This is a genomic window from Methylobacterium sp. 142-1Y, from assembly GCF_057747795.1.
This window is the reverse complement of the sequence record NZ_CM173224.1, coordinates 5,796,991-5,818,332: the sequence shown is the minus strand read 5'-3', so window position 1 is coordinate 5,818,332 and position 21,342 is coordinate 5,796,991. Positions and strand designations below refer to the sequence as shown.

General features: G+C 70.4%; 17 protein-coding genes. 5 read left to right on the top strand and 12 right to left on the bottom strand.

All coding sequences use genetic code 11. The features are described from left to right. Positions 1–186: 186 nt before the first annotated feature. From AC3AOF_RS26705 to AC3AOF_RS26695, 3 genes are all read left to right on the top strand, one after another. On the top strand, positions 187–2,205 hold the full coding sequence (locus AC3AOF_RS26705; RefSeq protein WP_488346970.1) for a protein meaA: 2,019 nt from the start codon (positions 187–189) through the stop codon (positions 2,203–2,205). 335 nt (positions 2,206–2,540) lie between these two features. Beyond that, on the top strand, positions 2,541–3,551 hold the full coding sequence (locus AC3AOF_RS26700) for an MraY family glycosyltransferase (protein WP_488346969.1): 1,011 nt from the start codon (positions 2,541–2,543) through the stop codon (positions 3,549–3,551). Next, positions 3,548–4,471 carry an NAD-dependent epimerase/dehydratase family protein gene (locus AC3AOF_RS26695; protein ID WP_488346968.1) on the top strand — a complete coding sequence of 308 codons (924 nt, stop codon included), beginning with the start codon at positions 3,548–3,550 and terminating at the stop codon, positions 4,469–4,471. The genes AC3AOF_RS26700 and AC3AOF_RS26695 overlap by 4 nt, the downstream gene beginning before the upstream one ends. A gap of 85 nt (positions 4,472–4,556) precedes the next feature. Here AC3AOF_RS26695 and AC3AOF_RS26690 read toward each other — a convergent pair whose 3' ends face one another. Further along, entirely contained in the window at positions 4,557–5,240 is a 684-nt protein-coding gene (locus tag AC3AOF_RS26690) for a LabA-like NYN domain-containing protein (RefSeq protein ID WP_236987997.1), read from the bottom strand. A gap of 512 nt (positions 5,241–5,752) precedes the next feature. On the opposite strand from AC3AOF_RS26690, the gene AC3AOF_RS26685 reads away from it, so the two are divergent. Together AC3AOF_RS26685 and ilvN are read left to right on the top strand one after the other, a co-directional pair. Continuing rightward, entirely contained in the window at positions 5,753–7,531 is a 1,779-nt protein-coding gene (locus AC3AOF_RS26685) for an acetolactate synthase 3 large subunit (RefSeq protein WP_236987998.1), read from the top strand. Positions 7,532–7,550: 19 nt separating this feature from the next. Continuing rightward, on the top strand, positions 7,551–8,093 hold the full coding sequence (gene ilvN, locus AC3AOF_RS26680) for an acetolactate synthase small subunit (RefSeq protein WP_236987999.1): 543 nt from the start codon (positions 7,551–7,553) through the stop codon (positions 8,091–8,093). Positions 8,094–8,100: 7 nt separating this feature from the next. On the opposite strand, the gene AC3AOF_RS26675 is transcribed toward ilvN, so the two are convergent. From AC3AOF_RS26675 to AC3AOF_RS26625, 11 genes are all read right to left on the bottom strand, one after another. Further along, positions 8,101–8,244: a hypothetical protein gene (locus tag AC3AOF_RS26675; RefSeq protein WP_488346967.1), complete on the bottom strand. Its 144-nt coding sequence runs from the start codon at positions 8,242–8,244 to the stop codon at positions 8,101–8,103. Between the two features lie 2 nt (positions 8,245–8,246). After that, positions 8,247–8,507, bottom strand: a complete 261-nt coding sequence (locus AC3AOF_RS26670; protein ID WP_488346966.1) for a hypothetical protein — start codon at positions 8,505–8,507, stop codon at positions 8,247–8,249. A gap of 201 nt (positions 8,508–8,708) precedes the next feature. Further along, positions 8,709–9,263, bottom strand: coding sequence for a DNA starvation/stationary phase protection protein Dps (gene dps, locus AC3AOF_RS26665; protein WP_236988002.1), 555 nt, complete (start codon positions 9,261–9,263; stop codon positions 8,709–8,711). 196 nt (positions 9,264–9,459) lie between these two features. After that, positions 9,460–10,338 (bottom strand): SDR family oxidoreductase, encoded by an 879-nt coding sequence (locus AC3AOF_RS26660; protein WP_488346965.1) that lies wholly within the window; start codon positions 10,336–10,338, stop codon positions 9,460–9,462. Continuing rightward, a complete protein-coding gene (locus AC3AOF_RS26655) occupies positions 10,335–11,888 on the bottom strand; it encodes a GMC family oxidoreductase (RefSeq protein ID WP_488346964.1) in 1,554 nt (517 codons plus the stop codon). The genes AC3AOF_RS26660 and AC3AOF_RS26655 overlap by 4 nt, the downstream gene beginning before the upstream one ends. Then, positions 11,885–13,288, bottom strand: coding sequence for an alpha/beta hydrolase (locus tag AC3AOF_RS26650; RefSeq protein ID WP_488346963.1), 1,404 nt, complete (start codon positions 13,286–13,288; stop codon positions 11,885–11,887). Before AC3AOF_RS26650 ends, AC3AOF_RS26655 begins: the two co-directional genes overlap by 4 nt. A 516-nt stretch (positions 13,289–13,804) precedes the next feature. Continuing rightward, on the bottom strand, positions 13,805–14,824 hold the full coding sequence (gene ilvC, locus AC3AOF_RS26645; RefSeq protein WP_048425858.1) for a ketol-acid reductoisomerase: 1,020 nt from the start codon (positions 14,822–14,824) through the stop codon (positions 13,805–13,807). Between the two features lie 231 nt (positions 14,825–15,055). Beyond that, on the bottom strand, positions 15,056–15,694 hold the full coding sequence (locus AC3AOF_RS26640) for a glutathione S-transferase family protein (RefSeq protein WP_488349062.1): 639 nt from the start codon (positions 15,692–15,694) through the stop codon (positions 15,056–15,058). Between the two features lie 276 nt (positions 15,695–15,970). Then, positions 15,971–16,783 carry an FTR1 family iron permease gene (locus AC3AOF_RS26635; protein ID WP_236988007.1) on the bottom strand — a complete coding sequence of 271 codons (813 nt, stop codon included), beginning with the start codon at positions 16,781–16,783 and terminating at the stop codon, positions 15,971–15,973. A gap of 273 nt (positions 16,784–17,056) precedes the next feature. Continuing rightward, complete coding sequence (locus AC3AOF_RS26630) at positions 17,057–20,608, bottom strand: molybdopterin cofactor-binding domain-containing protein (RefSeq protein ID WP_488346962.1); 3,552 nt, start codon at positions 20,606–20,608, stop codon at positions 17,057–17,059. Continuing rightward, positions 20,605–21,138 carry a (2Fe-2S)-binding protein gene (locus AC3AOF_RS26625; RefSeq protein WP_488346961.1) on the bottom strand — a complete coding sequence of 178 codons (534 nt, stop codon included), beginning with the start codon at positions 21,136–21,138 and terminating at the stop codon, positions 20,605–20,607. Before AC3AOF_RS26625 ends, AC3AOF_RS26630 begins: the two co-directional genes overlap by 4 nt. Positions 21,139–21,342: the final 204 nt, after the last annotated feature.

Sequence of the window (21,342 nt, the reverse complement as noted above, 5' to 3'; positions counted from 1 at the left end):
GTATGATGCACTGCACCGTGAATTCTAGCGCCGTTCCAAGGGGCCTCAATAGCCCATTTGGCGGCGTGGCCTACTTGTCGGCCTTACGTCATGGATGACGGTCAAGCCGGGTAGGGTTACCATTGCTGCTTCACGGCGGGCATCCGGGCCCGCGCGCATAGCGGATAACGAGGGACGAGGGCGCAGATGGGCGAGCCGGACGTCAAGCGGGACAAGCCGTGGATCATCCGCACCTATGCGGGCCATTCCACGGCGGCGGAATCGAACGCGCTCTACCGCGGCAACCTCGCCAAGGGGCAGACCGGCCTGTCGGTCGCCTTCGACCTGCCGACCCAGACCGGCTACGACCCCGACCACGAGCTCGCCCGCGGCGAGGTCGGCAAGGTCGGCGTCTCGATCGCGCATCTCGGCGACATGCGGACCCTGTTCCAGGACATCCCGCTCTCCCAGATGAACACCTCGATGACCATCAACGCCACGGCCCCGTGGCTGCTGGCGCTCTATCTCGCGGTGGCCGAGGAGCAGGGGGCGCCGTTCTCGGCCCTCCAGGGCACCACCCAGAACGACATCATCAAGGAATACCTGTCGCGGGGCACCTACGTCTTCCCGCCGGGACCGTCCTTGCGGCTCACCAAGGACGTGATCCTGTTCACGACGAGCCAGGTTCCCAAGTGGAACCCGATGAACGTCTGCTCCTACCACCTGCAGGAGGCGGGGGCGACGCCGGTCCAGGAACTGTCCTACGCGCTCGCGGTCGCCATCGCGGTGCTCGACACGGTGCGGGACGACCCCGATTTCGACGAGGCGAGCTTCGCCGACGTGGTCGGGCGCATCTCGTTCTTCGTGAATGCGGGCATGCGCTTCGTCACCGAGATCTGCAAGATGCGGGCGTTCAGCGATCTTTGGGACGAGATCACCCGCGACCGCTACGGCATCACCGACGAGAGGAAGCGCATCTTCCGCTACGGCGTGCAGGTGAATTCCCTCGGGCTGACCGAGCAGCAGCCCGAGAACAACGTCCACCGCATCCTGATCGAGATGCTGGCCGTGACGCTGTCGAAGCGCGCCCGCGCCCGCGCGGTCCAGCTGCCGGCCTGGAACGAGGCGCTCGGCCTGCCGCGGCCCTGGGACCAGCAATGGTCGATGCGGATGCAGCAGATCCTCGCCTTCGAGACCGATCTCCTCGAATACGACGACATCTTCGACGGCTCGACCGCCATCGACGCCAAGGTCGAGGCCCTGAAGACCGAGACCCGGGCGGAACTCGCCCGGATCGGCGCGCTCGGCGGCGCGGTGACGGCGATCGAGACCGGCCTGATGAAGCGGGCGCTCGTCGAATCGAACGCGAAGCGCATCGCCGCGATCGAGCGCGGCGAGCAGGTCGTGGTCGGCGTCAACAAGTTCCAGAACGGCGAGCCCTCGCCGCTCACCGCCGGCGACGGGGCGATCTTCACCGTCTCCGAGACCGTCGAGATGGAGGCGCAAGGGCGCATCAAGGCCTGGCGCGCTCAGCGCGACGCGGCGGCCGTCGCGGCGGCGCTCGACGAGCTCGAGGCCTCGGCCCGCGAGGGCCGCAACGTGATGCCGGCCTCGATCGCCTGCGCCAAGGCTGGCGTCACCACCGGCGAGTGGGGCGAGCGCCTGCGCCAGGTGTTCGGCGAGTACCGGGCGCCCACCGGCGTGACCCCCGAGACCGTCACCTCTGGGGCGGCCGAGGAGGCGCGGCTCCTCATCGCCGATCTCGGCGAGCGGCTCGGCGAGGCGCCGAAGCTCGTCGTCGGCAAGCCCGGCCTCGACGGCCACTCGAACGGTGCCGAGCAGATCGCGCTCCGCGCCCGCGACGTCGGCTTCGACGTGACCTATGACGGCATCCGCCAGACCCCCACGGAGATCGTCGCCAAGGCGCGCGAGCGCAACGCCCACATCATCGGCCTGTCGATCCTGTCGGGCTCGCACGTCCCGCTGGTGCGCGAGGTGCGGGCGCTGCTGCGCAAGGAAGGCCTCGACCACATCCCGGTCGTCGTCGGTGGCATCATCTCGGCCGAGGACGAACTGGTGCTGAAGAACATGGGGGTCGCCGCAATCTACACCCCCAAGGACTACGCCCTCGACACGATCATGGTCGGCCTCGCCAAGGTGGTCGAGCGGTCGATCGCGAAGCGCGAGGCGGAGGATGCGGAGCCGCGGCGGGAAGAGGTGTTCTGAGAGAGGGCCGGCTTCGGTATCCTCGACCGAATCCACACCCTCCGCGTCATCCCGGGGCCGCGAAAGCGGAGCCTGGGATGACCCCGTGTGTCGGCAATCGTCGCGACACTTCGTTTCGTGCCGACCCGTGCGCTCAAGGCCGGCGACGGGTTCCAGGTGCCGGCGGCCGCGCCTCATGGCGAGGCGCCAAGAGCGGGGCGCAGCCGGTGCGCCTCGTCAGCACCTCCATCGCCGCGAAGGGCAAGCCGCTGGCGTCTCCGGCGCAAGGCGGCGACTGGCTGCCGCCCGGCGGGTAGGGTAGGGGTACGGCGCTCCTCCCGCACATCGCTCGCCGCATGCCGCTCAGCCCCCTCGTTGCCACCTCTTTGGCCATCCCCCTCGCCGCCGCCCTGTCGGCCGGGCTGATCGTCGCCTTGCGGCCGCTGCTCCAGCGCTACGCCCTCGCGCGGCCGAACGCCCGGTCGAGCCACCGCGTCCCGACCCCGCAGGGCGGCGGCATCGCGGTGGTGGCGGCCGCGCTCGTCGTGACGTTGGGGCTGGCCGGGATACCGGGCGCCGACGTCGCGGCTCTCGCCATCGGCACGGTCGTCCTGGCGCTGGTCGGGGCCGTCGACGACATCCGGCCGCTTCCGGTGAGGGTCCGCCTGCCGCTCCAGGGGGCTTGCGTGGTGCTGGTGCTCACCGCCGCCGGCGGGCAGCTGGTGCCCGGAATTCCGCTCTGGTGCGAGCGTGCCTTCGCGGTCCTGGCCGGCCTGTGGTTCGTCAACCTCACGAACTTCATGGACGGGCTCGACTGGATGACGGTGGCCGAGATGGTGCCGCTGCTCGCCGCCCTCCTGGCCTTCGGCCTCGCGGACCGGCTGCCCGGGGACGCGGCCCTGGTGGCGGCGGCCCTGCTCGGCGGCATCCTCGGCTTCGCGCCGTTCAACCGGCCGGTCGCGAAACTCTTCCTCGGCGATGTCGGCTCGCTGCCGATCGGCCTCGTCGTCGCCTGGCTGCTCTATCGGCTCGCCGGGGAGGGAGGCTTCGCCGCCGCGATCCTGCTGCCGCTCTACTACCTCGCCGATGCTACCCTGACCCTCGGGCGCCGGGCGCTCGCCGGGGAGCCGGTCTGGCAGGCGCATCGCAGCCATTTCTATCAGCGCGCCACGACCAACGGCCGCTCCGTGCCCTTCGTGGTCGGGGCGGTCTTCGGGCTCAACCTCGCCCTGGCCGGCCTCGCCGCCGCGACGCTCGCCGCGCCGGGCTGGACGACGTCCCTCGCGGCGCTTGCGCTCGGCGCCGGGCTCGTCGCGGGGCTGCTCCGGCTCTTCTCCCTGCCCGCCGTGAGGAACGCCGCCGCATGACCGCACCCCTCGTCGCCCTCACCGGCTCGACCGGCTTCATCGGCCGCCATCTCCTGGCGGCCTTGAGCGCCCGGGGCTACCGGGTGCGGGTGCTGCTGCGCCGGCCGGTGGAACTGCCGCCGGGCATCAGCGGCGCGGTGGTCGGCGATCTCGCCCGGCCGCAGAACATGGCGGCGGCGCTTACCGGCGCCGATGCGGTGGTGCATTCGGCCGGTCTCGCCCACGCGATGTCGGGGGCGCCCGAGGACGATTACCGGACCTTCAACACCGAGGCGACGCGGGGCCTCGCCCAGGCGGCGTCCCGCGCCCGGGTGCGCCGCTTCGTGTTCCTGTCCTCGATCCGGGCCCAGTCGGGGCCCTCCGCCTCACGTCTCCTCACCGAGGCCGATGCCCCGGCGCCGACCGATCCTTACGGCCGCTCCAAGCTCGCCGCCGAGGAGGCGCTGGCCGAAATCGATATCGACCACGTCTCGCTGCGGCCGGTGCTGGTCTACGGGCCGGGCCAGAAGGGCAACATGGCGGCGCTGATGCGGCTCGCCCGGGCGCCGTACCCGCTTCCCCTCGGGGGCCTGTCCGGACGGCGCTCGCTGGTTTCGGTCGAAACCTTGAGCGACGCCGTTGATGCGGTGTTGCGCGCCCCCGGCCCCTTGCGCCGGCCGCTGATCGTCGCCGAGGCCGAGCCCTTGCGCGTGCCGGAGATGATCGCGTCCTTGCGCGCCGGCCTCGACCGCCGGCCGGGCCTCGTGCCGGTGCCGCAGGCGCTCCTCGACGCGGCCCTGGCGCTGACGGGGCGCAGCGCGCTGCGCGAGCGCCTGGCCGGTTCCCTGGTCGCCCGCCCGGCGGGCCTGGAGGCCCTGGGCTGGACGGCGCCGGTCGAGACCCGCAGCGGCCTCGCTTCCCTGGCTCGGGCCGGCGGCTGAGCGGCCGACAAAGGGCCGGATGCGGCATGGCGGCCGATGTAGCCGCCATGCGAGAGCCTCGGCGCGGTCCGCGCCGGAGCCGGGATCAATCCTCCGCGTCGTCCTCGTCGGGCTGGCGGATGCCGTAGCGGTTCTCGAGGTTGACGGTGGTGCGCGGCGCCCGCTCGCCGGGGCCCAGATCACGCGGGCCCATCTCGCGCGGCCCGTCCGGCCCGAGGGAGCGCGGCGCACGGACGGGGCGGTCGCCCTGGTCGCGGCCGATGCGCGGGATCAGCTGCACGATGTCGACGAAGTCGTCGGCCTGGCGGCGCAGCTCGTCGGCGACCATCGGCGGCTGGGTCTGCACCGTCGAGACCACGGTCACCCGCACGCCGCGGCGCTGCAAGGCCGCCACCAGCGGCTTGAAATCGCCGTCGCCGGAGAACAGCACCATGTGGTCGATATAGGGGCTGAGTTCCATGGCATCGATCGTCAGCTCGATGTCCATGTTGCCCTTGATCTTGCGCCGGCCGGTCGAATCGGTGAATTCCTTCACCGGCTTGGTGACGACGCGGTAGCCGTTGTAATCGAGCCAGTCGATCAGCGGCCGGATCGAGGAGTATTCCTGATCCTCGATCAAGGCGGTGTAGTAGAAGGCGCGGACCAGATTCTCGCGCGCCCGGAAATCGGCCAGGAGCTTGCGGTAATCGATGTCGAAGCCGAGGGCCTTGGTGGTAGCGTAGATGTTGGCGCCGTCGATGAACAGGGCGCTGCGTGGGGGATTAGGCATCCTATATCCTTGAAGGTGCGGCACGGCCGCACGAAAAGAATCACTTGCGAGAAAAGCCGCTACGAAGAATGCAACTGCCCCTTGAGTATCCAGCTTGGGGCAATCAGTGCGGGTGCCGCACACCGCATAGCGGCCGCAATAAGCACAGCTAAGGATGCGCCGCAGCGCCTGTCAAGCGGCGATGCCGTGGCGTGCGCGGCGATCTGGATCCGGTCGAGCATCGGGTGCGAGCCGTCTTCGGCGAGTGCGGTGCTCCTTTGATGTGCCCGAAGAGGCAGGTCGAAACCGGTTGACCCTATGGGGCGAGGGGCGTAGGGTCCGCGCCACTCTCTAAAGGGCAGGCTTTCCACAGCATGCGTACGGTCCTTATTGTAGCGGAGGCGCCACCGAAGGGGCGGGCTTGAGAAGCCCGGCATCCCATGGGTGGCGCATGCAGGGTCCTTCGGGGCCCTTTTTTGTTGCGTAAAACGGACCCGAGAGCGCGGACGAGACCCAAGGAACGGAGCGCGGCGATGAGTGCGGGCGAGGTCATGACGGGCGCCGAGATGGTGATCCGGGCGTTTCAGGATCAGGGAGTCGACACCCTGTTCGGCTATCCGGGCGGCGCGGTGCTGCCGATCTACGACGCGCTCTTCCACCAGGAGTCGGTGAAGCACATCCTGGTCCGGCACGAGCAGGGCGCGGTGCACGCGGCGGAGGGCTATGCCCGCTCGTCGGGCAAGGTCGGCTGCGTCCTCGTCACCTCGGGGCCGGGTGCCACCAACATCGTGACCGGCCTCACCGACGCGCTGCTCGATTCGATCCCGCTCGTCTGCATCACCGGCCAGGTGCCGACGCACCTGATCGGCTCCGACGCGTTCCAGGAATGCGACACGGTCGGCATCACCCGCAGCTGCACCAAGCACAATTACTTGGTCAAATCGATCGAGGACCTGCCGCGGATCCTGCACGAGGCGTTCTACGTCGCCTCGCACGGCCGGCCCGGCCCGGTGGTGATCGACCTGCCGAAGGACATCCAGTTCGCCAGCGGCGTCTACCGCCGTCCGGTCGACAACAGCCACAAGACCTACAACCCGCAGACGCAGGGCGACCCGGAGAAGATCCGCGCCGCGGTGGCGCTGATGGCGGGCGCGCGTCGCCCGGTCTTCTATACCGGCGGCGGCGTCATCAATGCCGGGCCGGAGGCCTCGGCGCTACTGCGCGAGCTCGCCCGCGCCACCGGCTTCCCGGTCACCTCGACCCTGATGGGCCTGGGCGCCTTCCCCGGCTCGGACCCGCAGTTCCTCGGCATGCTCGGCATGCACGGGACCTACGAGGCCAACCTGGCGATGCACGAATGCGACGTCATGGTCTGCATCGGCGCGCGCTTCGACGACCGCATCACCGGCCGGCTCGACGCGTTCTCGCCCTTCTCCAAGAAGATCCACGTCGACATCGACGCCTCCTCGATCAACAAGACGGTCAAGGCCGATATCGGCATCGTCGGCGATTGCGGCTCGGTGCTCGCCGACATGCTGCGCGAGTGGCGTACCCTGACGCCGGAGCCCGACAAGGGCCGCCTGACCGAGTGGCTGTCGAAGATCCGCGGCTGGAAGGCGCGCGAATGCCTCGGCTACTGGCCGTCGGGCACCACCATCAAGCCGCAATACGCCGTCCAGCGCCTCTACGAGGCGACCAAGGATCGCGAGACCTACGTCACCACGGAGGTCGGCCAGCACCAGATGTGGGCGGCCCAGTACTACAAGTTCGACGAGCCGAACCGCTGGATGACCTCGGGGGGCCTCGGCACCATGGGCTACGGCCTGCCGGCGGCGATCGGCGCCCAGCTGGCGCATCGCGGTGCGCTCGTCATCGACATCGCCGGCGAAGCCTCGATCCAGATGAACATCCAGGAGATGTCGACCGCCGTGCAGTACCGCCTGCCGGTCAAGATCTTCATCCTGAACAACGAATACATGGGCATGGTGCGCCAGTGGCAGCAATTGCTGCACGGCTCGCGCTACTCCGAGAGCTATTCGGAGAGCCTGCCCGACTTCGTCAAGCTCGCCGAGGCCTATGGCGCCAAGGGCATCCGCTGCTCCGATCCCGGCAGCCTCGATGCGGCGATCGCCGAGATGCTCGACTATGACGGCCCGGTCATCTTCGACTGCATCGTCGACAAGACCGAGAACTGCTTCCCGATGATCCCGTCGGGCAAGGCACATAACGAGATGCTGCTCTCGGACTACCTCGGCGAGACCGGGGCGGACCTGGGCGACGTGATCTCCGACGAAGGCAAGATGCTGGTCTGAGCGGGCAAGGGTTAGGACGATGAACGCCATGAACACCCATTATCCCGATCCGGTCCGCGTCGAGCCGGTGAACCGCCACACGCTGGCGGTCATCGTCGACAACGAGCCCGGCGTGCTCGCCCGCATCGCCGGCCTGTTCTCCGGCCGCGGCTACAACATCGAGAGCCTGACCGTGTCGGAGACCGAAGAGGCCCGGCACATCTCCCGCATCACCATCGTGACCGCGGGCACCAACGCGGTGATCGAGCAGATCAAGGCGCAGCTCGACCGGCTGGTGCCGGTGCACCGGGTGGTCGATCTCACGCTTCAGGGCGAGTCGCTCGAGCGCGAGCTGGCTCTCGTGAAGGTGGCCGGCAAGGGCGAGCACCGGGTCGAGGCGATGCGGCTCGCCGCCGCCTTCGGTGCCCGCACTCTCGACGCGACGCTCGCCTCGTTCGTGTTCGAGCTGACCGGCACGACCGACGAGATCGACCGGTTCGTCAAGCTGATGGCGTCGGTGGGGCTGGTCGAGGTGTCGCGCACCGGCGTCGCCGCGATGGGGCGCGGCGCGGAGGCGATGTAGCGCTCGGCTACTCGGCGGGCGGGGTGCCGGTGCGCCCCGCCTGACCGTACTTCCGCTCGAAGCGGTAGACGGCGATATACGTTCCAGCAATGCTCGTCACAGAGACGAAGAGGACGAAGCCGAGCATCACGAGCGTATCGTTCCAGGGCATCGTTATTCCTCCCGGCGCAGAAGTCGGATCACGATGTGACCGGCACAATGTAACGCGAGGGACCCCACGAACCAAGAGACGCGTGATCGATCCAGCGTCGCATCGGGGCTGCTGACCATCGGTACGATGATGGCCGCTCCGGCAATGGCGATTGCCATGGTGTTCACGTACGATGCCGTCAGCTTGACATGCTCGTTCAGGCGTTTCGCCGTGTGCTTGCGGCGCGCAGCGATCTCCGCTGCATCGGGCGTTGCCTCGGTCACGCAGATTGCCTCATCGCTTCGTGACCTAGAGTAACCGAATGCTCCTCTGCCGTCGATATCTGTTCCCGCACATAAAAATGCCTCCCCCTGTGTGGGGGAGGCAAACGATACTTCCATTCTTCAGCGTGAGCAGAATGGTGGTCGGCTCAGCGCCGGAGGCCGCTCGAATCGCGAGACCCGGCTCCCGAACACCCTCTCGCCTCAGCGCGCGCCCTTGCCGTCCCCGTCGCGCATCGCGCCGGTCGGCTCCTGGACGTGGGCCTCCAGGAACCAGAGCTGCTTGTCGACCGCGCGGGAGACCTCGGTGAACAGGTCGGCGGTGCCGGCGTCACCCGCTTCGTCGGTCTGGTCGATGTTCTCGCGCACGGCGTTGGCGTAGGCCGCGTAGCGGTCGATCAGGGCCGAGAGGTGGTCGGCGATGGCGTAGACGTCGGTCGGGTAGGGAGAGAGCTTCGAGGAGGCGGCGACCACCGTGGCGGTGCCGAGCGCCGTGGCGCCGAGCTGCACGGCCCGCTCCGCGACCTTGTCGTTGAGGTCGTCGATCTCGGTGCGGAACCCGTCGAGCATCTCGTGGATGCCGATGAATTGCGGGCCCTTCAGGTTCCAGTGCGCCTGCTTGATGTTCAGCGCCAGGTCGATGCCGTCGGCGAGGCGCGCGTTCAGGGCCTCGATCGAGACGCGCTTGGCGTTCGAGTCGGTGTCGTTGCGGGTGCGGTGCTGGCGCGGCTCGCCGGCCTTGCCCTTGGAATCCGCCATGTCGATTACTCCGTCGATTTCCCGCAACAACGAGGCCGAGGGGCGGCCGTTCCGATGCTGCGGTGGGGTTTCGTGAGCCGTCCCGCGCTTTTCGCCGGGGCGGTTGGACGATCCCGGACCGGGGCCGTCCGATGATGAAGGAACTAGGGCTGGGTACTGAGGCAGACACCCCGCCGGGCGAAACCCTGACCCTCCGTCAGAGCATCGGCTGGCCGCCGGTGACCGGCACGAGCGCGCCGGTCATGTAGCTGCCCTCCCGCGAGGCCAGCAGCACGTAGGCCGGGGCCAGTTCCGCCGGCTGGCCGGCCCGACCCAGAGGCGTGTCGGCGCCGAGCTGCTCGATCTGCTCCGGCTTCTTCACGATCGGCTGGATCGGCGTCCAGACTGGGCCGGGGGCGACGCAATTGACCCGGATGCCCTTCGGGGCGAGCAGGTTCGACAGCCCGACCGTCAGGGTGCTGATCGCCCCCTTGGTGGCGGCGTAGACCAGCATGCTCGCATCGGCGACCTTGGCCTGCTGGCTCGTCGAGTTCACGATCGCCGAGCCCGGCCGCATGTGCTTCACGGCCTCCTGCGCCAGGTAGATCATCGCGAAGACGTTGGCGCGGAACGAACCCTCGACGTCGTGGGCGGTGACGTCGTCGAGGCCCTCGTTCACCACCTGGGCGGCGGCGTTGTTGACCAGGATGTCGATCCGGCCAAACGCGGCGGCGGTCTTTGCGACGATCGCCCGGCAATGCGCCTCGTCGCGCAGGTCGCCCGGCAGCAGCAGGCAGCGCCGGCCGGCCTTCTCGACCCAGGCCTTCGTGCCTTGCGCGTCCTCCTCCTCCGAGTCGAGGTAGGAGATCGCCACGTCGGCGCCCTCGCGGGCATAGGCGATGGCGACCGCCCGGCCGATGCCGGAATCGCCCCCGGTGATCAGCGCGATCCGGTCGGTGAGCAGGCCCTTGCCGACGTAAGACTCCTCGCCGTGGTCCGGGGCCGGGTCCATCGGCCCGGTGAGGCCGGGGCGCGGCTGCTGCTGCGCGCCGGGGAAGGGCGGCCGGGGATGGGCCGTGCGGGGATCGTCGCTCATCGGGGGCCTTTCAGGAACGCGCCGGCAGTGCGTAAGGACAACGCCATGATGGTGAGCGCCGGATTCGCCGCGAGCGAACTCGGGAAGACCGAGCCGTCGCAGATCCAGAGATTCTCGACCTCGTGGCTGCGCCCATAGGCATCGACGACGGAGGCGTCCGGGTTCCGTCCCATCCGGCAGGTGCCGAGGGTGTGGGCGACCCGCTCCAGTACCCAGATGTCGGAGGCGCCCGCCGCCTCCCAGATCTCGCGCATCAGCTTGGTGGCGTGGGCGTTGAGCTTGTCCTCGTTCGACCCGTAGCCGAAATCGACCTTGGCTTTCCGCATCCCGAGCGCGTCGGTCTCGTCCGACAGGGTCAGGACGTTGGCGTCGCAGGGCAGCGTCTCGCCGTTGATGCCGATGCCGGCGACGCGGTTGTAGTGGCGGAGGTAATCGGTCAGCGCCGTGCCCCACAGGCCGCGGCCGCGGGCGACGGCATTGGCCCAGGTCAGCGGCTCGACGCCGAGGCTCTGCACCAGGTAGCCGCCGGCGAAATCGGCGCCCTTCGGCCGAGTATAGTCTTCCGTGATGAGCGAGGACGGGTAGCCCCGGTTCATCCCGACCTCGTCGGCGAAGGTGCCCCAGACCTGCGTCGCGACGTGGCCGATATAGTTCCTCCCGACCTGGCCGCTGCCGGTGGCGAGATCGAGATGGAGCAGGAGGCGCGGCGTCTCGACGGCGCCGGCGCACAGGATCAAGTTGGCGCAACGCTGGCGATGGTCGCGGCCGCCGCTGCGATAGATGACGGCCGTGATCCGCCCGGCCTTGTCGCGCTCGACCCCGTGCACCCTGGCCTCGGCACGGATCTCGGCGCCGCGGGCCACGGCCAGCGGCAGGTAGGTCACGTCCATGCTGGCCTTGGCGCGGGTGCGGCAGCCCTGGTGGCAGAAGCCGCAATTGATGCAGGCCTTGCGCTCCGGCACGGCAGGATCGGCGGTGAAGTCGCGCGAGACCACCGCCGCGGGCGCGTCGGTCGCGGTGATCCCGAGTGTCTGGCAGGCCGAGGCCATGATCTGGGCAGGGCCGTTGCGCAGGACCGGCGGCAGCGGGAAGCGGCGGGCCTCGTCCCACGGATAGGGCGTGGGGCCAGACGTGCCGATGAACCGCTCGACCCGGTCGTAGAACGGCACCAGTTCGGCGTGGTCGATCGGCCAGTCGCAGCCCTCGCCGGTCTCGGCGTTCAGCCGGAAGTCGCGCGGATCGGCCCGGGGCACGAAGGCGCCCCAATGCAGGGTCGAGCCGCCGACGCCGGTGCCGCTGTTGTTGCCCCCGAAGGCCTCCGGGGTCGAGCCGCCGCTCAGGCGCTCCTCGGTCCAGTAGATTTCGTCGGCGAGCGTCTCGTCGAAGCCGTATCCGGCGGGATCGAAGTTCGGCCCGGCCTCCAACGCCACGACCTTGAGGCCGGCGGCGGCGAGTTCCGCGAGGAGTGGCGCGCCGCCGGCCCCGGTGCCGACCACCACCACGTCGACGACCTCGTCGGTGCTGTAACGGTTCTGCCCCGAGAGGTTCATCGGGCGTCTCCCACGGTGTCGAGGATCGGGGCTTCCCAGGATTCGCGCTCGTTCAGGCCGGTCAGGCGATAGCCGGGCAGGCTGTCGGCGTCGTCGCCCCCCGCGCCGATCCCGGTGAAGCCGATCACCGCGAGGCCGGCCGGATGGGCGAGGTAGGTGCGCACCGCCTCGCCCCGCAATTCCTCGAACCAGCAGGTCATGAGGTCGGGCGCGAGGCCGCCTTGGATCTCCGGCAGGTCGCCGGAGGCGGCGCGGGTGAGAAGGGCATCCTGCTCAGGCCCGCCGAGGGCCGTGAAGGGACGCCCATGGGCCTCCCGCGCGGCCCCGTCGAGGGTCCGGAGCGCGCGGCTGTAGGCCTCCGCGTCCGGCGGCAGGGCGGCGAAGCGCCAGCCGTCGCCGGTGCCGGAGGCGAGCCGCGCGTCGATGCGGCGGGCGAGATCGATCTTCCCCGGGCCTGCCTGCGGCAGCACCCGATCGAGGCAGGCGGCGAGGGTCGCGCGCTCGTCGGGCTCCAAGCAGAACGGGCCGTCGGGCTCGCGCATCCGCTCGCGCAGGGTCGTGCGCAGGCGGGTATTGACCCGGTCGGAACCGATCAGCGCCGCGAAGGCCGGCGGCAGGGCAGGGGACTCGGCGGTCTGCGGCGGGGTCGCGACGAGGTCGCGGATCAGGGCCGCCAGCATCTCCGGCCGCTCCAGGGGAAGCAGATGGCCGGCTCCGGGCGCGACCGCGTGGCGGTGGCGGGCGAGGTGGGGCAGGGTCAGCGCGGCCTGCGCCTCCGGGCCGAGATCGCCGTCCTCCGCCCCGCTCACCACCAGGGTGGGGGTCGACAGGGTGCCGATGCGCTCGCGCCAATCCTCGTTGGCGCCGCTCGCGAGCCAGGCCTTCCAGGCTTGCGGATTGGCGCGCAGCACGTCCTCGACGGTCCGGGCATGATCCTCCGGATCAAGGGGGGCGCCGACATTCGCCGCCACGAAGGCCTCGGCCTCCCGTCGCCGAGTCTCGGGATCGGCGTCGATCCAGGCGATCATCGCCTGCCGGCGCTCCTCTTCCATCGGCTCAGGCGCGGGCGGCGAGCCCGCCAGCAGCACCAGCCCGGCGAGGCCGGCGAGCGCCGGATCGCCGTCCTCGCTGCGGCGAGCGAGCGCCAGGGCGACCTTCGCCCCCATGCTGTTGCCGGCGATGAGCCAGGGCCCGGGCGGGCCCTCGGCGGTGATGCGGGCGGCGACGTGGTCGGCCATGGCGGCGACGCCGCAACCCGGATGGTCGGCGTCGTCGCCGAAGCCCGGCAGGTCGATGGCGACGCAGCGCAGGTGGGGCCCGAGACGCTCGGCGAGGGGGCGCCAGGTGCGGGCGCTGCCTCCGAGGAAGTGCAGGCAGAAGAGGACGGGGTGGTCGATCATGCCGGCGAGATCGCGCGGTGCTGCGCTGCGTCAACGGCGGCCTGCCCGCGGCGCCTTGCAGCACCCCGGGATGATCTGTCGAGTCATCGACGGACCGGAGAGGCCGGCGGATCACCTCTCGATCGGTCTTGATGCGGCGGTGGGCGCGGCGAAGGACTCCCTCGACAGTCGAGCGCTATGCCCGATCAGAGATAATATATGATTTCTTCGTCTCGCACATCGAGGTGCGACGCGGGCTTCCGCGGCCCGCACTGCAAATTTGATCTATGTTAAATTATTACAATGAGCCAATAGCCGTCGCCGCCTCATCCTGGCAGGAGGCGAGAAGAGCCGCACATGTAGACCCCATATCTCGCCGTAGCGGCGGGAAGCGTCGCTGTATCTGCACGGCCGGCTAGATACACTCGAATTCCGGCCTCTCCCGACAACGCGAAACGCCGCGCAGACGGGCTGTCCGCGCGGCGTTTCCCGAGGGATGCGCCGCAGCCCGCCCGAAGCGGCCGCGGCACGTCAGGCTTAGTTCTTGGCCTTGTCGACCAGGGCCTTCTCCTTGATCCACGGCATCATGCCGCGGAGGCGCTCGCCGACCTCCTCGATCGGGTGGGCGGCGTTGCGGGCGCGGGTCGCCTTGAACGAGGTCTGGTTGACCTTGTTCTCGAGCATCCAGTTGCGGGTGAAGGTGCCGTTCTGGATGTCGGTGAGCACCCGCTTCATCTCGGCCTTGGTCTCGGGCGTGATGATGCGCGGGCCGGTCACGTACTCGCCGTACTCGGCGGTGTTCGAGATCGAGTAGTTCATGTTGGCGATGCCGCCCTCGTAGATGAGGTCGACGATCAGCTTCACCTCGTGGAGGCACTCGAAATAGGCCATCTCGGGGGCGTAGCCGCCCTCGACCAGGGTCTCGAAGCCGGCCTTGATCAGCTCGACGAGGCCGCCGCAGAGCACGACCTGCTCACCGAACAGGTCGGTCTCGCACTCTTCCTTGAAGGTGGTCTCGATGATGCCGGCGCGGCCGCCGCCATTGGCCGAGGCGTAGGACAGGCCGAGGTCGTGGGCGTTGCCCGAGGCGTCCTGGGCGATGGCGATCAGGGTCGGCACGCCGCCGCCGCGCAGGTACTCGGAGCGCACGGTGTGGCCGGGGCCCTTCGGGGCGACCATCAGCACGTCGAGGTCGGCGCGCGGCTCGATCAGGTTGAAGTGGACGTTGAGGCCGTGGGCGAACAGCAGGGCGGCGCCCTGCTTCATGTTGGCCTGGAGCGAGTCGCGGTAGATCTCGCCCTGCAGCTCGTCGGGGGTCAGCATCATGACGACGTCGGCCTGCTTGGCGGCGTCGGCGACTTCCATGACCGTGAAGCCCTCGGCCTCGGCCTTCTTGGCGCTGGCCGAGCCCTTGCGCAGCGCGATCACCACGTCCTTGACGCCGGAATCGCGCAGGTTCAGCGCGTGGGCATGGCCCTGGCTGCCGTAGCCGACGATGACGACCTTCTTGCCCTTGATCAGATTGATGTCGGCATCACGATCGTAATAGACCCGCATGGCGGCTCCCCCTTGTGCAGATGGCGAGAAACTCGAACGCTCCGGCGCTGGAGCGGCCGTGCGACCGGCGGCTTGTAGCGGCGTGATTCGCGTCACGGAAGAGGGGATGCGCGCGAACGCGCACATGACTGCTCCGTTCCGGACGCGGATTCGACCATTCGGGTTGCCGGCTCGACCAGCCCGGACCGGGGCGGAGCCGGGATCGCAGCCCGGTCCGCCGCCGGTCGATCCTCACGCCGGCAGGGCGAGTCCCTCGCGGGCGAAGGCGCGCTGCACCGCCGGGCGCGCGGCCATGCGGCGGGCGTGATCCGTCCAGTGCGGGAACTGGCGGGCCATGTCGTAGCCCAGCACCTGGCCGCGGCCCCAGTGCCAGAACACCAGCAGGTAGGGATCGGCGACGCTGTAATGCTCGCCCGCCGCCCAGCCGCCGCGGGACAGCCCGACCTCGATCATCGTCCACAAATCGGCGCAGGTCTCGAAGCCCTTGGCCTTCACGTCCTCGATCGCCGCGGCGTCGGTGGCGTAGCGCTCGGCCCGGCGGATATGGGCGTAGGCCGGGTGGATGGTGGAGGAGAGCCAGGCGAGCCACTCGGCGCACCGCGCCTCCTCCCGCGGGTCCTCCGGCCACAGGCCGGCCTGCGGGTGCGTTCGGGCGATGTAGCGCAGGATCGCCGGGTTCTCGGTCAGGACCCACTCGCCCTCGGCGAGCGCCGGCACCCGGCCCTTCTGGTTGATGGCGAGGTAGCGGCCGCCGCGCTGCTCGGCTTTGGCGAAGTCGACCTTCACCGCCTCGAAGGCTGCGCCGGTCTCTTCGAGGGCGATGTGGGGCGCGAGCGAGCAGGCGCCCGGCGAATAGTAGAGCGTGGTGATGTCGGACAACGGGACCTCCCGGCGAAGCCCCGGGTCCTTAGCGCGAACAGGTCCTTAGCGGTACTGCCTCCGGGCGGGGTGTTCCACTGGCCGGGAACGGCCCCGATGCCGCGATGTCATCCCATCCACGACCTCATCCCGAGGTGCGAACGACGTGAGCCTCGAAGGAGGCCTCCAGAAAGCCCTGAGACCTCTGGAGCCCTCCTTCGAGGCTCGCTTCGCTCGCACCTCAGGATGAGGTTGCGGATCGGAGTGAGGTGCCGACGGAGCAGGCGCTCAGGCGGACACTTGCGGGCGTGCCGCCACGCCGGCCACTGGACGGGTGCGCTGCATCACCAGCCAGACGAGGGCGCAGAGCACGATCGCGCCCTGCACGCTCAAGGCCTCCCAGCTGCCGTTGAAGCCGAGATCGGTGACGAAGTCCGGCACGCCGTCGTTGTGCACCGGAACGAGCACCTGCTCCTGGAATTCCTGGATCGCCGCGCCGACCATGCGCAGGCCCATCACGAACAGGAAGGCCGAGGTGAGCAGGAAGACCGGGCGCAGGGGCAGCCGCAGCGCCAGCCACTGCATCGCCACGAACACCACCGCGAGGGCGGCCGCCGCGACTGCGAGGCCGCCGAAGAGCGAGCCGTCGAACCCGCCGGCGGTGCGCGCCAGGGCGTGCAGGAACAAAACCGTCTCGGCGCCCTCGCGGAACACCGCCAGGAAGGCGATGCCGGCGAGCGACAGGACCGTGCCGGCGCTCATCGCCCGTTCGGCCATGCGGTTGATCTCGGCCTTCCAGGCCGCCGGGTCCTGGCGCAGGAACAGCCAGCCGCTCATCGTGAACATCAGGCCGGCCGCGACCACGATGACGCCAGCCTCGATCAGGTCGTTGTGGTTGCCGTCGAAGAAGGCCTCGAACACCCAGGCCATGCCGAAGCTCGCCAGCACCGCGAGGCCGGCCCCGGCATAGACCGGGCGGATGCGGTCGGCGCCGCCGGCCCGGCGCAGGAACGCGGCGAGCGCGGCCACCACCAGCAGCGCCTCCAGCCCCTCCCGGAACAGGATGGTGAAGGCCTGCACGAAGGTGGATCCGTCGGCCATGGGGTGCTCCTCGCTCGTAGTGTCCGAAAATGGGGACCATCGCGCCCCGTCGGCCGCCCTCTTAGGCGAGGCGGTCCCGGCTTTCAAACGTCGAATCTTTGTTTTGTATGATTCTAATCTAGATTCAGGCGAGTAACGACTGTCGTATCCTGCTCCAGGGTCGGTCGATCCCTGACGTAAAACGGGGGATCCAGAAACAGAGCGGAATAGATACAGCCCGCCTCGACCATTCTCCGACGGCGAATTCGCCGCGCGGACGATCCGGGAGATCCATCACCACGCCGCATGCGGCCTCAGCCCGCGGACCCGCGCCACCGCCGCCTCCAGCCCCGTCCATTCCGGCGCGCCGGGTGCGTAGCGGGCGCGGGTATAGGCCACGACCTCGGCCACCTGGCGGTCGGTGAGGGTGTCGCGAAAGGCCGGCATCGCGGCGGGTGGTGCCGAGGGATCGGGATTCGGGAAGCGCTCGGCCGATGCCGCGACGCCGTTGAGGACCGCCTGGATCAGGTTGTCCGGGTACGCGCTGTGCACGGCTGTGACGAGGCCGAGCGGCACGAGCTCTCCCCCGGCCCCGCCCTCGTGGCAGGAGGCGCAGGCGCCCTGGAACAGGGCGGAGGAGAGGGGCGGGGCCGCGACCGCCGCGGCGACGCTCGGCCGGGGTGCCGGCCCTTCGGCGGCGAGGCTCGCGAGATAAATCGCCATGGCGCGGATGTCGGCATCCGGCAGGGGGCTCAAGGACGCGACCACGTCGGCCATCGGGCCGGCGGCGCTGCCGTGGCGGGACGAGCGGCCGGTGCGCAGATAGGCGAAGAGATCGCCCTCGGTCCAGGGCAGGGGGGAGCGCGACAGGCCGGTCAGGGCCGGCGCCTCCCAGCCGTCGGCGAAGCCGCCGGCGAGGCGGGCTTCGCCGCGCCGCTCGGCCCCGAGCGCGTTGCGCGGGGTGTGGCAGGCGCCGCAATGGCCGAGGGCTTCCACCAGATAGGCGCCGCGGTTCCAGTCCGGGCCGCGAGCCGGATCGGCGAAGACGGTCGGGCGGTGAAACAGGGCGTTCCAGCCCGCCATCAGCGGCCGGTGATTGAAAGGAGGACGCAGGCTGGTCTCGGGGACCGGGTTCGCCACCGGCGCTTGCGCCATCAGGAAGGCGTAGAGCGCCTGCAGGTCGCGCTCCGAGATGCTGGCGAAGCTCGTATAGGGATGGGCCGGGTAGAGGTGGTGCCCGTCGCGCGACACCCCCTCGCGCATCGCCCGGGCGAAGGCGGGGTAGGACCAGGCGCCGATCCCGACCTCGGCATCGGGCGTGATGTTCGAGGCGTGGACGATGCCGAACGGAGTCTCGAGCCCGCGCCCTCCGGCGAAGGACCGGCCGTCCGGCCCGACATGGCAGACGAGGCAGGCGCCGGCCGCCGCGACGAGGCGCCCCTGCGCGATCGTGGCGGCGGAATAGGCCGCATCGTCCGGCCGCTCGATCGACGGGTACGCCGGGCGCCAGGGCAGGAGAGTGGTGGCGAGGGCTAGCGCCCCGGCGCCGGCCCCGAACAGCCCGGCGAGGAAGCCGCGGCGGCGGCGCGGCGCCTCGTCGGGGCCTGCGATCCGCGGCGGGTTGAGGGCGGCGCGGACCGCCTCGGCGGTCAGGGGCAGTTCGCGGAAGCGGATGCCGGTGGCGTCGAACAGCGCGTTGGTGATCGCCGCCGCGCTCGGCACCGAGGCCGATTCGCCGGCGCCGAGCGGCGGATCGTCCGGCCGCGGCACCATCAGCACGTCGATTGCGGGCACCTGCGGGAAGGCGAGGATCGGGTAGCTGCCCCATTCCCGGCTCGTCACCCCGGTGGCGTCGAAGCCGACCGATTCCTTCAGCACCCGGCTCGTCGACTGGATGACGTTGCCGTGGATCTGGTGGCGCACCCCGTCCGGATTGATCATCAGGCCGGAATCCTGGCCGACCACCACCCGGGTGACCGCCACCTCGCCGGTCACCCGGTTGACCGCCACGTCGGCGACCCAGGCGGCCCAGGCGGCGGCCTTTCCCGGAAACGGCCCGTGGACATAGACCGCGTAGGCGAAGCCCCGCCCGTACAGGATGTCGCCGGAGCTCCCATGCGTGCCGGGCTTGGCGTGCGGCACCCAAGACGCCCGCTCGGCGACCGCGCGCACGAGGTCGGCGGCGCGGGGATCGTCGAGGTAGCGCAGGCGGTACGCGATCGGGTCGATGCCGGCCGCGGCGGCGAGTTCGTCGATGTAGGATTCGTGCGCGAAGGTGTTGGGCAGGGCCGAGACGCCGCGCAGCCACGAGGCGCGGGCGATCGGCGGCATGTCGTGGACCGTCACCCGGGCGTTGCCGAAGGCGTAAGGCGGCACTGCCGTTCGGTCGCCCATCGGATAGACCGCCGGCTCGCTGGCGACCTTGCCGGTGAGGATCAGCGCCAGCGTCGGGGCGCCGTTCGAGGGGTAGCGGGTCTCGAAATCGTAGGCCGCCGGACCGCCCTCGGCATCGAGGCCGCCGCGCACGTCCATGACTTGCGCCGCGCCCTTCGGCTCCCAGGCGTGCTCCTGCTCGCGGGTGAGCTGTACCCGCACCGGCCGGCCGACCGCCCGGGCGAGCAAAGCGGCATCGGCGGCGACGTCGTCGGCGCAGTTGCGGCCGTAGCAGCCCGCCGCCTCGTGGCGCTCGATGGCGATCCGTTCCTCCGGCATGCCGAGGAGGAGCGCGAGGTCGCTTCTCAGGACGTGCGGGTTCTGGGTGCCCGACCACACCACGAGGTCGTCGCCTTGAAACTCCGCCACGGCGCAGGACGGCCCGATCGAGCCGTGCATCTGGAAGGGCCAGACGTAGGTGCGATCGAGCCGCGCCTCCGCATGGGCCAGCGCCCGTTCGACGTCGCCGCGGTCGAGCAGCGTGCGCGCCGTCGCGGGGTTGTCGCGCAAGGCCGCCTCGGGCCGGTTGAGGTCGGGAAGTCCCGACCAGGGGCGCCAGGTCACGGCAAGGCAGCGCGCCGCCTCGGCGGCATTCTCCTCGCGCTCGGCGACCACCCCGACGAAATCGCCGACGACCACCACCGCGACGAGGCCCGGGATATGGGCGACCGAGGCCTCGTCCACCGCCACCAGCAGATGGCCGAGGGTGGAATCGACGCCCGGTGTCGGCGGCCGGACCACCCGGCCATGCACCATCCCGGGCACCCGCACGTCGTGGATGTAGGTCCAGGCGCCGGTGGCCTTGGCGGGGATGTCGACCCGCGGCACCGGCCGGCCGACCAAGGTGTAGGCCTCGACCGGCTTCACCGGGGCCTCGGGATCGAGGGTCAGCTCGGTGCGCGCGCCCCGCACGAGGTCGCCGTAAGCCACGCTCACCTCCGGCTCCGCCGCGACCCGGACGGTGCCGGTATCGACGACCAGCTCGGCGGAGCCGCGGTTGAGCCGGCGCGACGCCGCCTCGACGAGGTGGCGGCGGGCGGTGGCGGCGGCCTGGCGCAGGGGGATGGCGGCGATCTGGATCGTCTCGCTCGCGATGGTGCCGCCCTGGTCCGGCGCGGTCGCGGTGCTGCCGAGCTCCATCGCGACGCAAGAAAGAGCGACGTCGAGCTCCTCGGCGACGATCTGGGCCAGCGCCGTGCGGATGCCGGTGCCGAGATCGACATGGCCGTTGAAGGCGGTGACCCGGCCCTCGCCGTCGACCGCGAGGTAGAGCGCGCGCTGCGGCCCCGCCGCCTGGGCGGCGCCCGGCGCGTCGCCGAGGCGCGGCGGGCGGCCCGTCGTCTCGCGGTAGACGAGGAGCAGGTCGCCCGCCTCCTGCCAGTGCCGGCTCGCGTTCGCAGGATCCCGGGTCATGCCGCGTCTCCCCGGGTGCCGGCGCGCATCCGCTCGGCGGCGGCCCGCACGGCGCGCAGGATCTCGATATGGGTGCCGCAGCGGCACAGGTTGCCCTGGAGCCCCGCCCGGATCTCGGCCTCGTCCGGGTCCGGGTTGGCCGACAGCAGGGCCACCGTGGTCATGATCATGCCGTTGAGGCAGTAGCCGCACTGCGCCGCGTTCTCGGCGATGAAGGCCTCCTGCACCGGGTGCAGCCGCCCGTCTTGCGCCAGCCCCTCCAGGGTGGTGATCCGGCGCCCGACAGCGGCCCGCAACGGAATCGCGCAGGAGCGCAGGGCCCGGCCGTCGACCAGCACCGTGCAGCTGCCGCACTGGCCCAGGCCGCAGCCGTATTTCGGGCCGTTCAGCGCCAGGTCGTTGCGCAGCACGTAGAGGAGGCGGGTGGCGGGGGCGGCCTCCACCGCCACGCTCCGGCCGTTGACCGTGAGCACGTGGCGGATCGCCGCCAGCCGAGGGTCGTTGGCGATCGGCCGCCGATCGTCCTGCATGTGGTCCTGTCCCGCCCCGGCCCGGCTGTTCCGCCGGCTGCCGGTAGTTCTCACAGATTTCGGCGGGGACCGGAACCCCGCCCGCGATCGGTGCGGCTTGCAAGAGCTTGGCCAGATGGAGCTTGGCCAGGTTGTGTCTGGCTGGGCGGGAGTGCCGAGAGAGTGGGTGCGATCGTGCCTCCCGCCAACCCTATGCCGACACGA

Bases quoted from the DNA above. Each gene is read 5' to 3' on its own strand.
- AC3AOF_RS26705 (WP_488346970.1), top strand. From the start codon at position 187: ATGGGCGAGCCGGACGTCAAGCGGGACAAGCCGTGGATCATCCGCACC.
- AC3AOF_RS26700 (WP_488346969.1), top strand. From the start codon at position 2,541: ATGCCGCTCAGCCCCCTCGTTGCCACCTCTTTGGCCATCCCCCTCGCC.
- AC3AOF_RS26695 (WP_488346968.1), top strand. From the start codon at position 3,548: ATGACCGCACCCCTCGTCGCCCTCACCGGCTCGACCGGCTTCATCGGC.
- AC3AOF_RS26690 (WP_236987997.1), bottom strand. From the start codon at position 5,240: ATGCCTAATCCCCCACGCAGCGCCCTGTTCATCGACGGCGCCAACATC.
- AC3AOF_RS26685 (WP_236987998.1), top strand. From the start codon at position 5,753: ATGAGTGCGGGCGAGGTCATGACGGGCGCCGAGATGGTGATCCGGGCG.
- ilvN (WP_236987999.1), top strand. From the start codon at position 7,551: ATGAACGCCATGAACACCCATTATCCCGATCCGGTCCGCGTCGAGCCG.
- AC3AOF_RS26675 (WP_488346967.1), bottom strand. From the start codon at position 8,244: ATGCCCTGGAACGATACGCTCGTGATGCTCGGCTTCGTCCTCTTCGTC.
- dps (WP_236988002.1), bottom strand. From the start codon at position 9,263: ATGGCGGATTCCAAGGGCAAGGCCGGCGAGCCGCGCCAGCACCGCACC.
- AC3AOF_RS26660 (WP_488346965.1), bottom strand. From the start codon at position 10,338: ATGAGCGACGATCCCCGCACGGCCCATCCCCGGCCGCCCTTCCCCGGC.
- AC3AOF_RS26655 (WP_488346964.1), bottom strand. From the start codon at position 11,888: ATGAACCTCTCGGGGCAGAACCGTTACAGCACCGACGAGGTCGTCGAC.
- AC3AOF_RS26650 (WP_488346963.1), bottom strand. From the start codon at position 13,288: ATGATCGACCACCCCGTCCTCTTCTGCCTGCACTTCCTCGGAGGCAGC.
- ilvC (WP_048425858.1), bottom strand. From the start codon at position 14,824: ATGCGGGTCTATTACGATCGTGATGCCGACATCAATCTGATCAAGGGC.
- AC3AOF_RS26635 (WP_236988007.1), bottom strand. From the start codon at position 16,783: ATGGCCGACGGATCCACCTTCGTGCAGGCCTTCACCATCCTGTTCCGG.
- AC3AOF_RS26630 (WP_488346962.1), bottom strand. From the start codon at position 20,608: ATGACCCGGGATCCTGCGAACGCGAGCCGGCACTGGCAGGAGGCGGGC.
- AC3AOF_RS26625 (WP_488346961.1), bottom strand. From the start codon at position 21,138: ATGCAGGACGATCGGCGGCCGATCGCCAACGACCCTCGGCTGGCGGCG.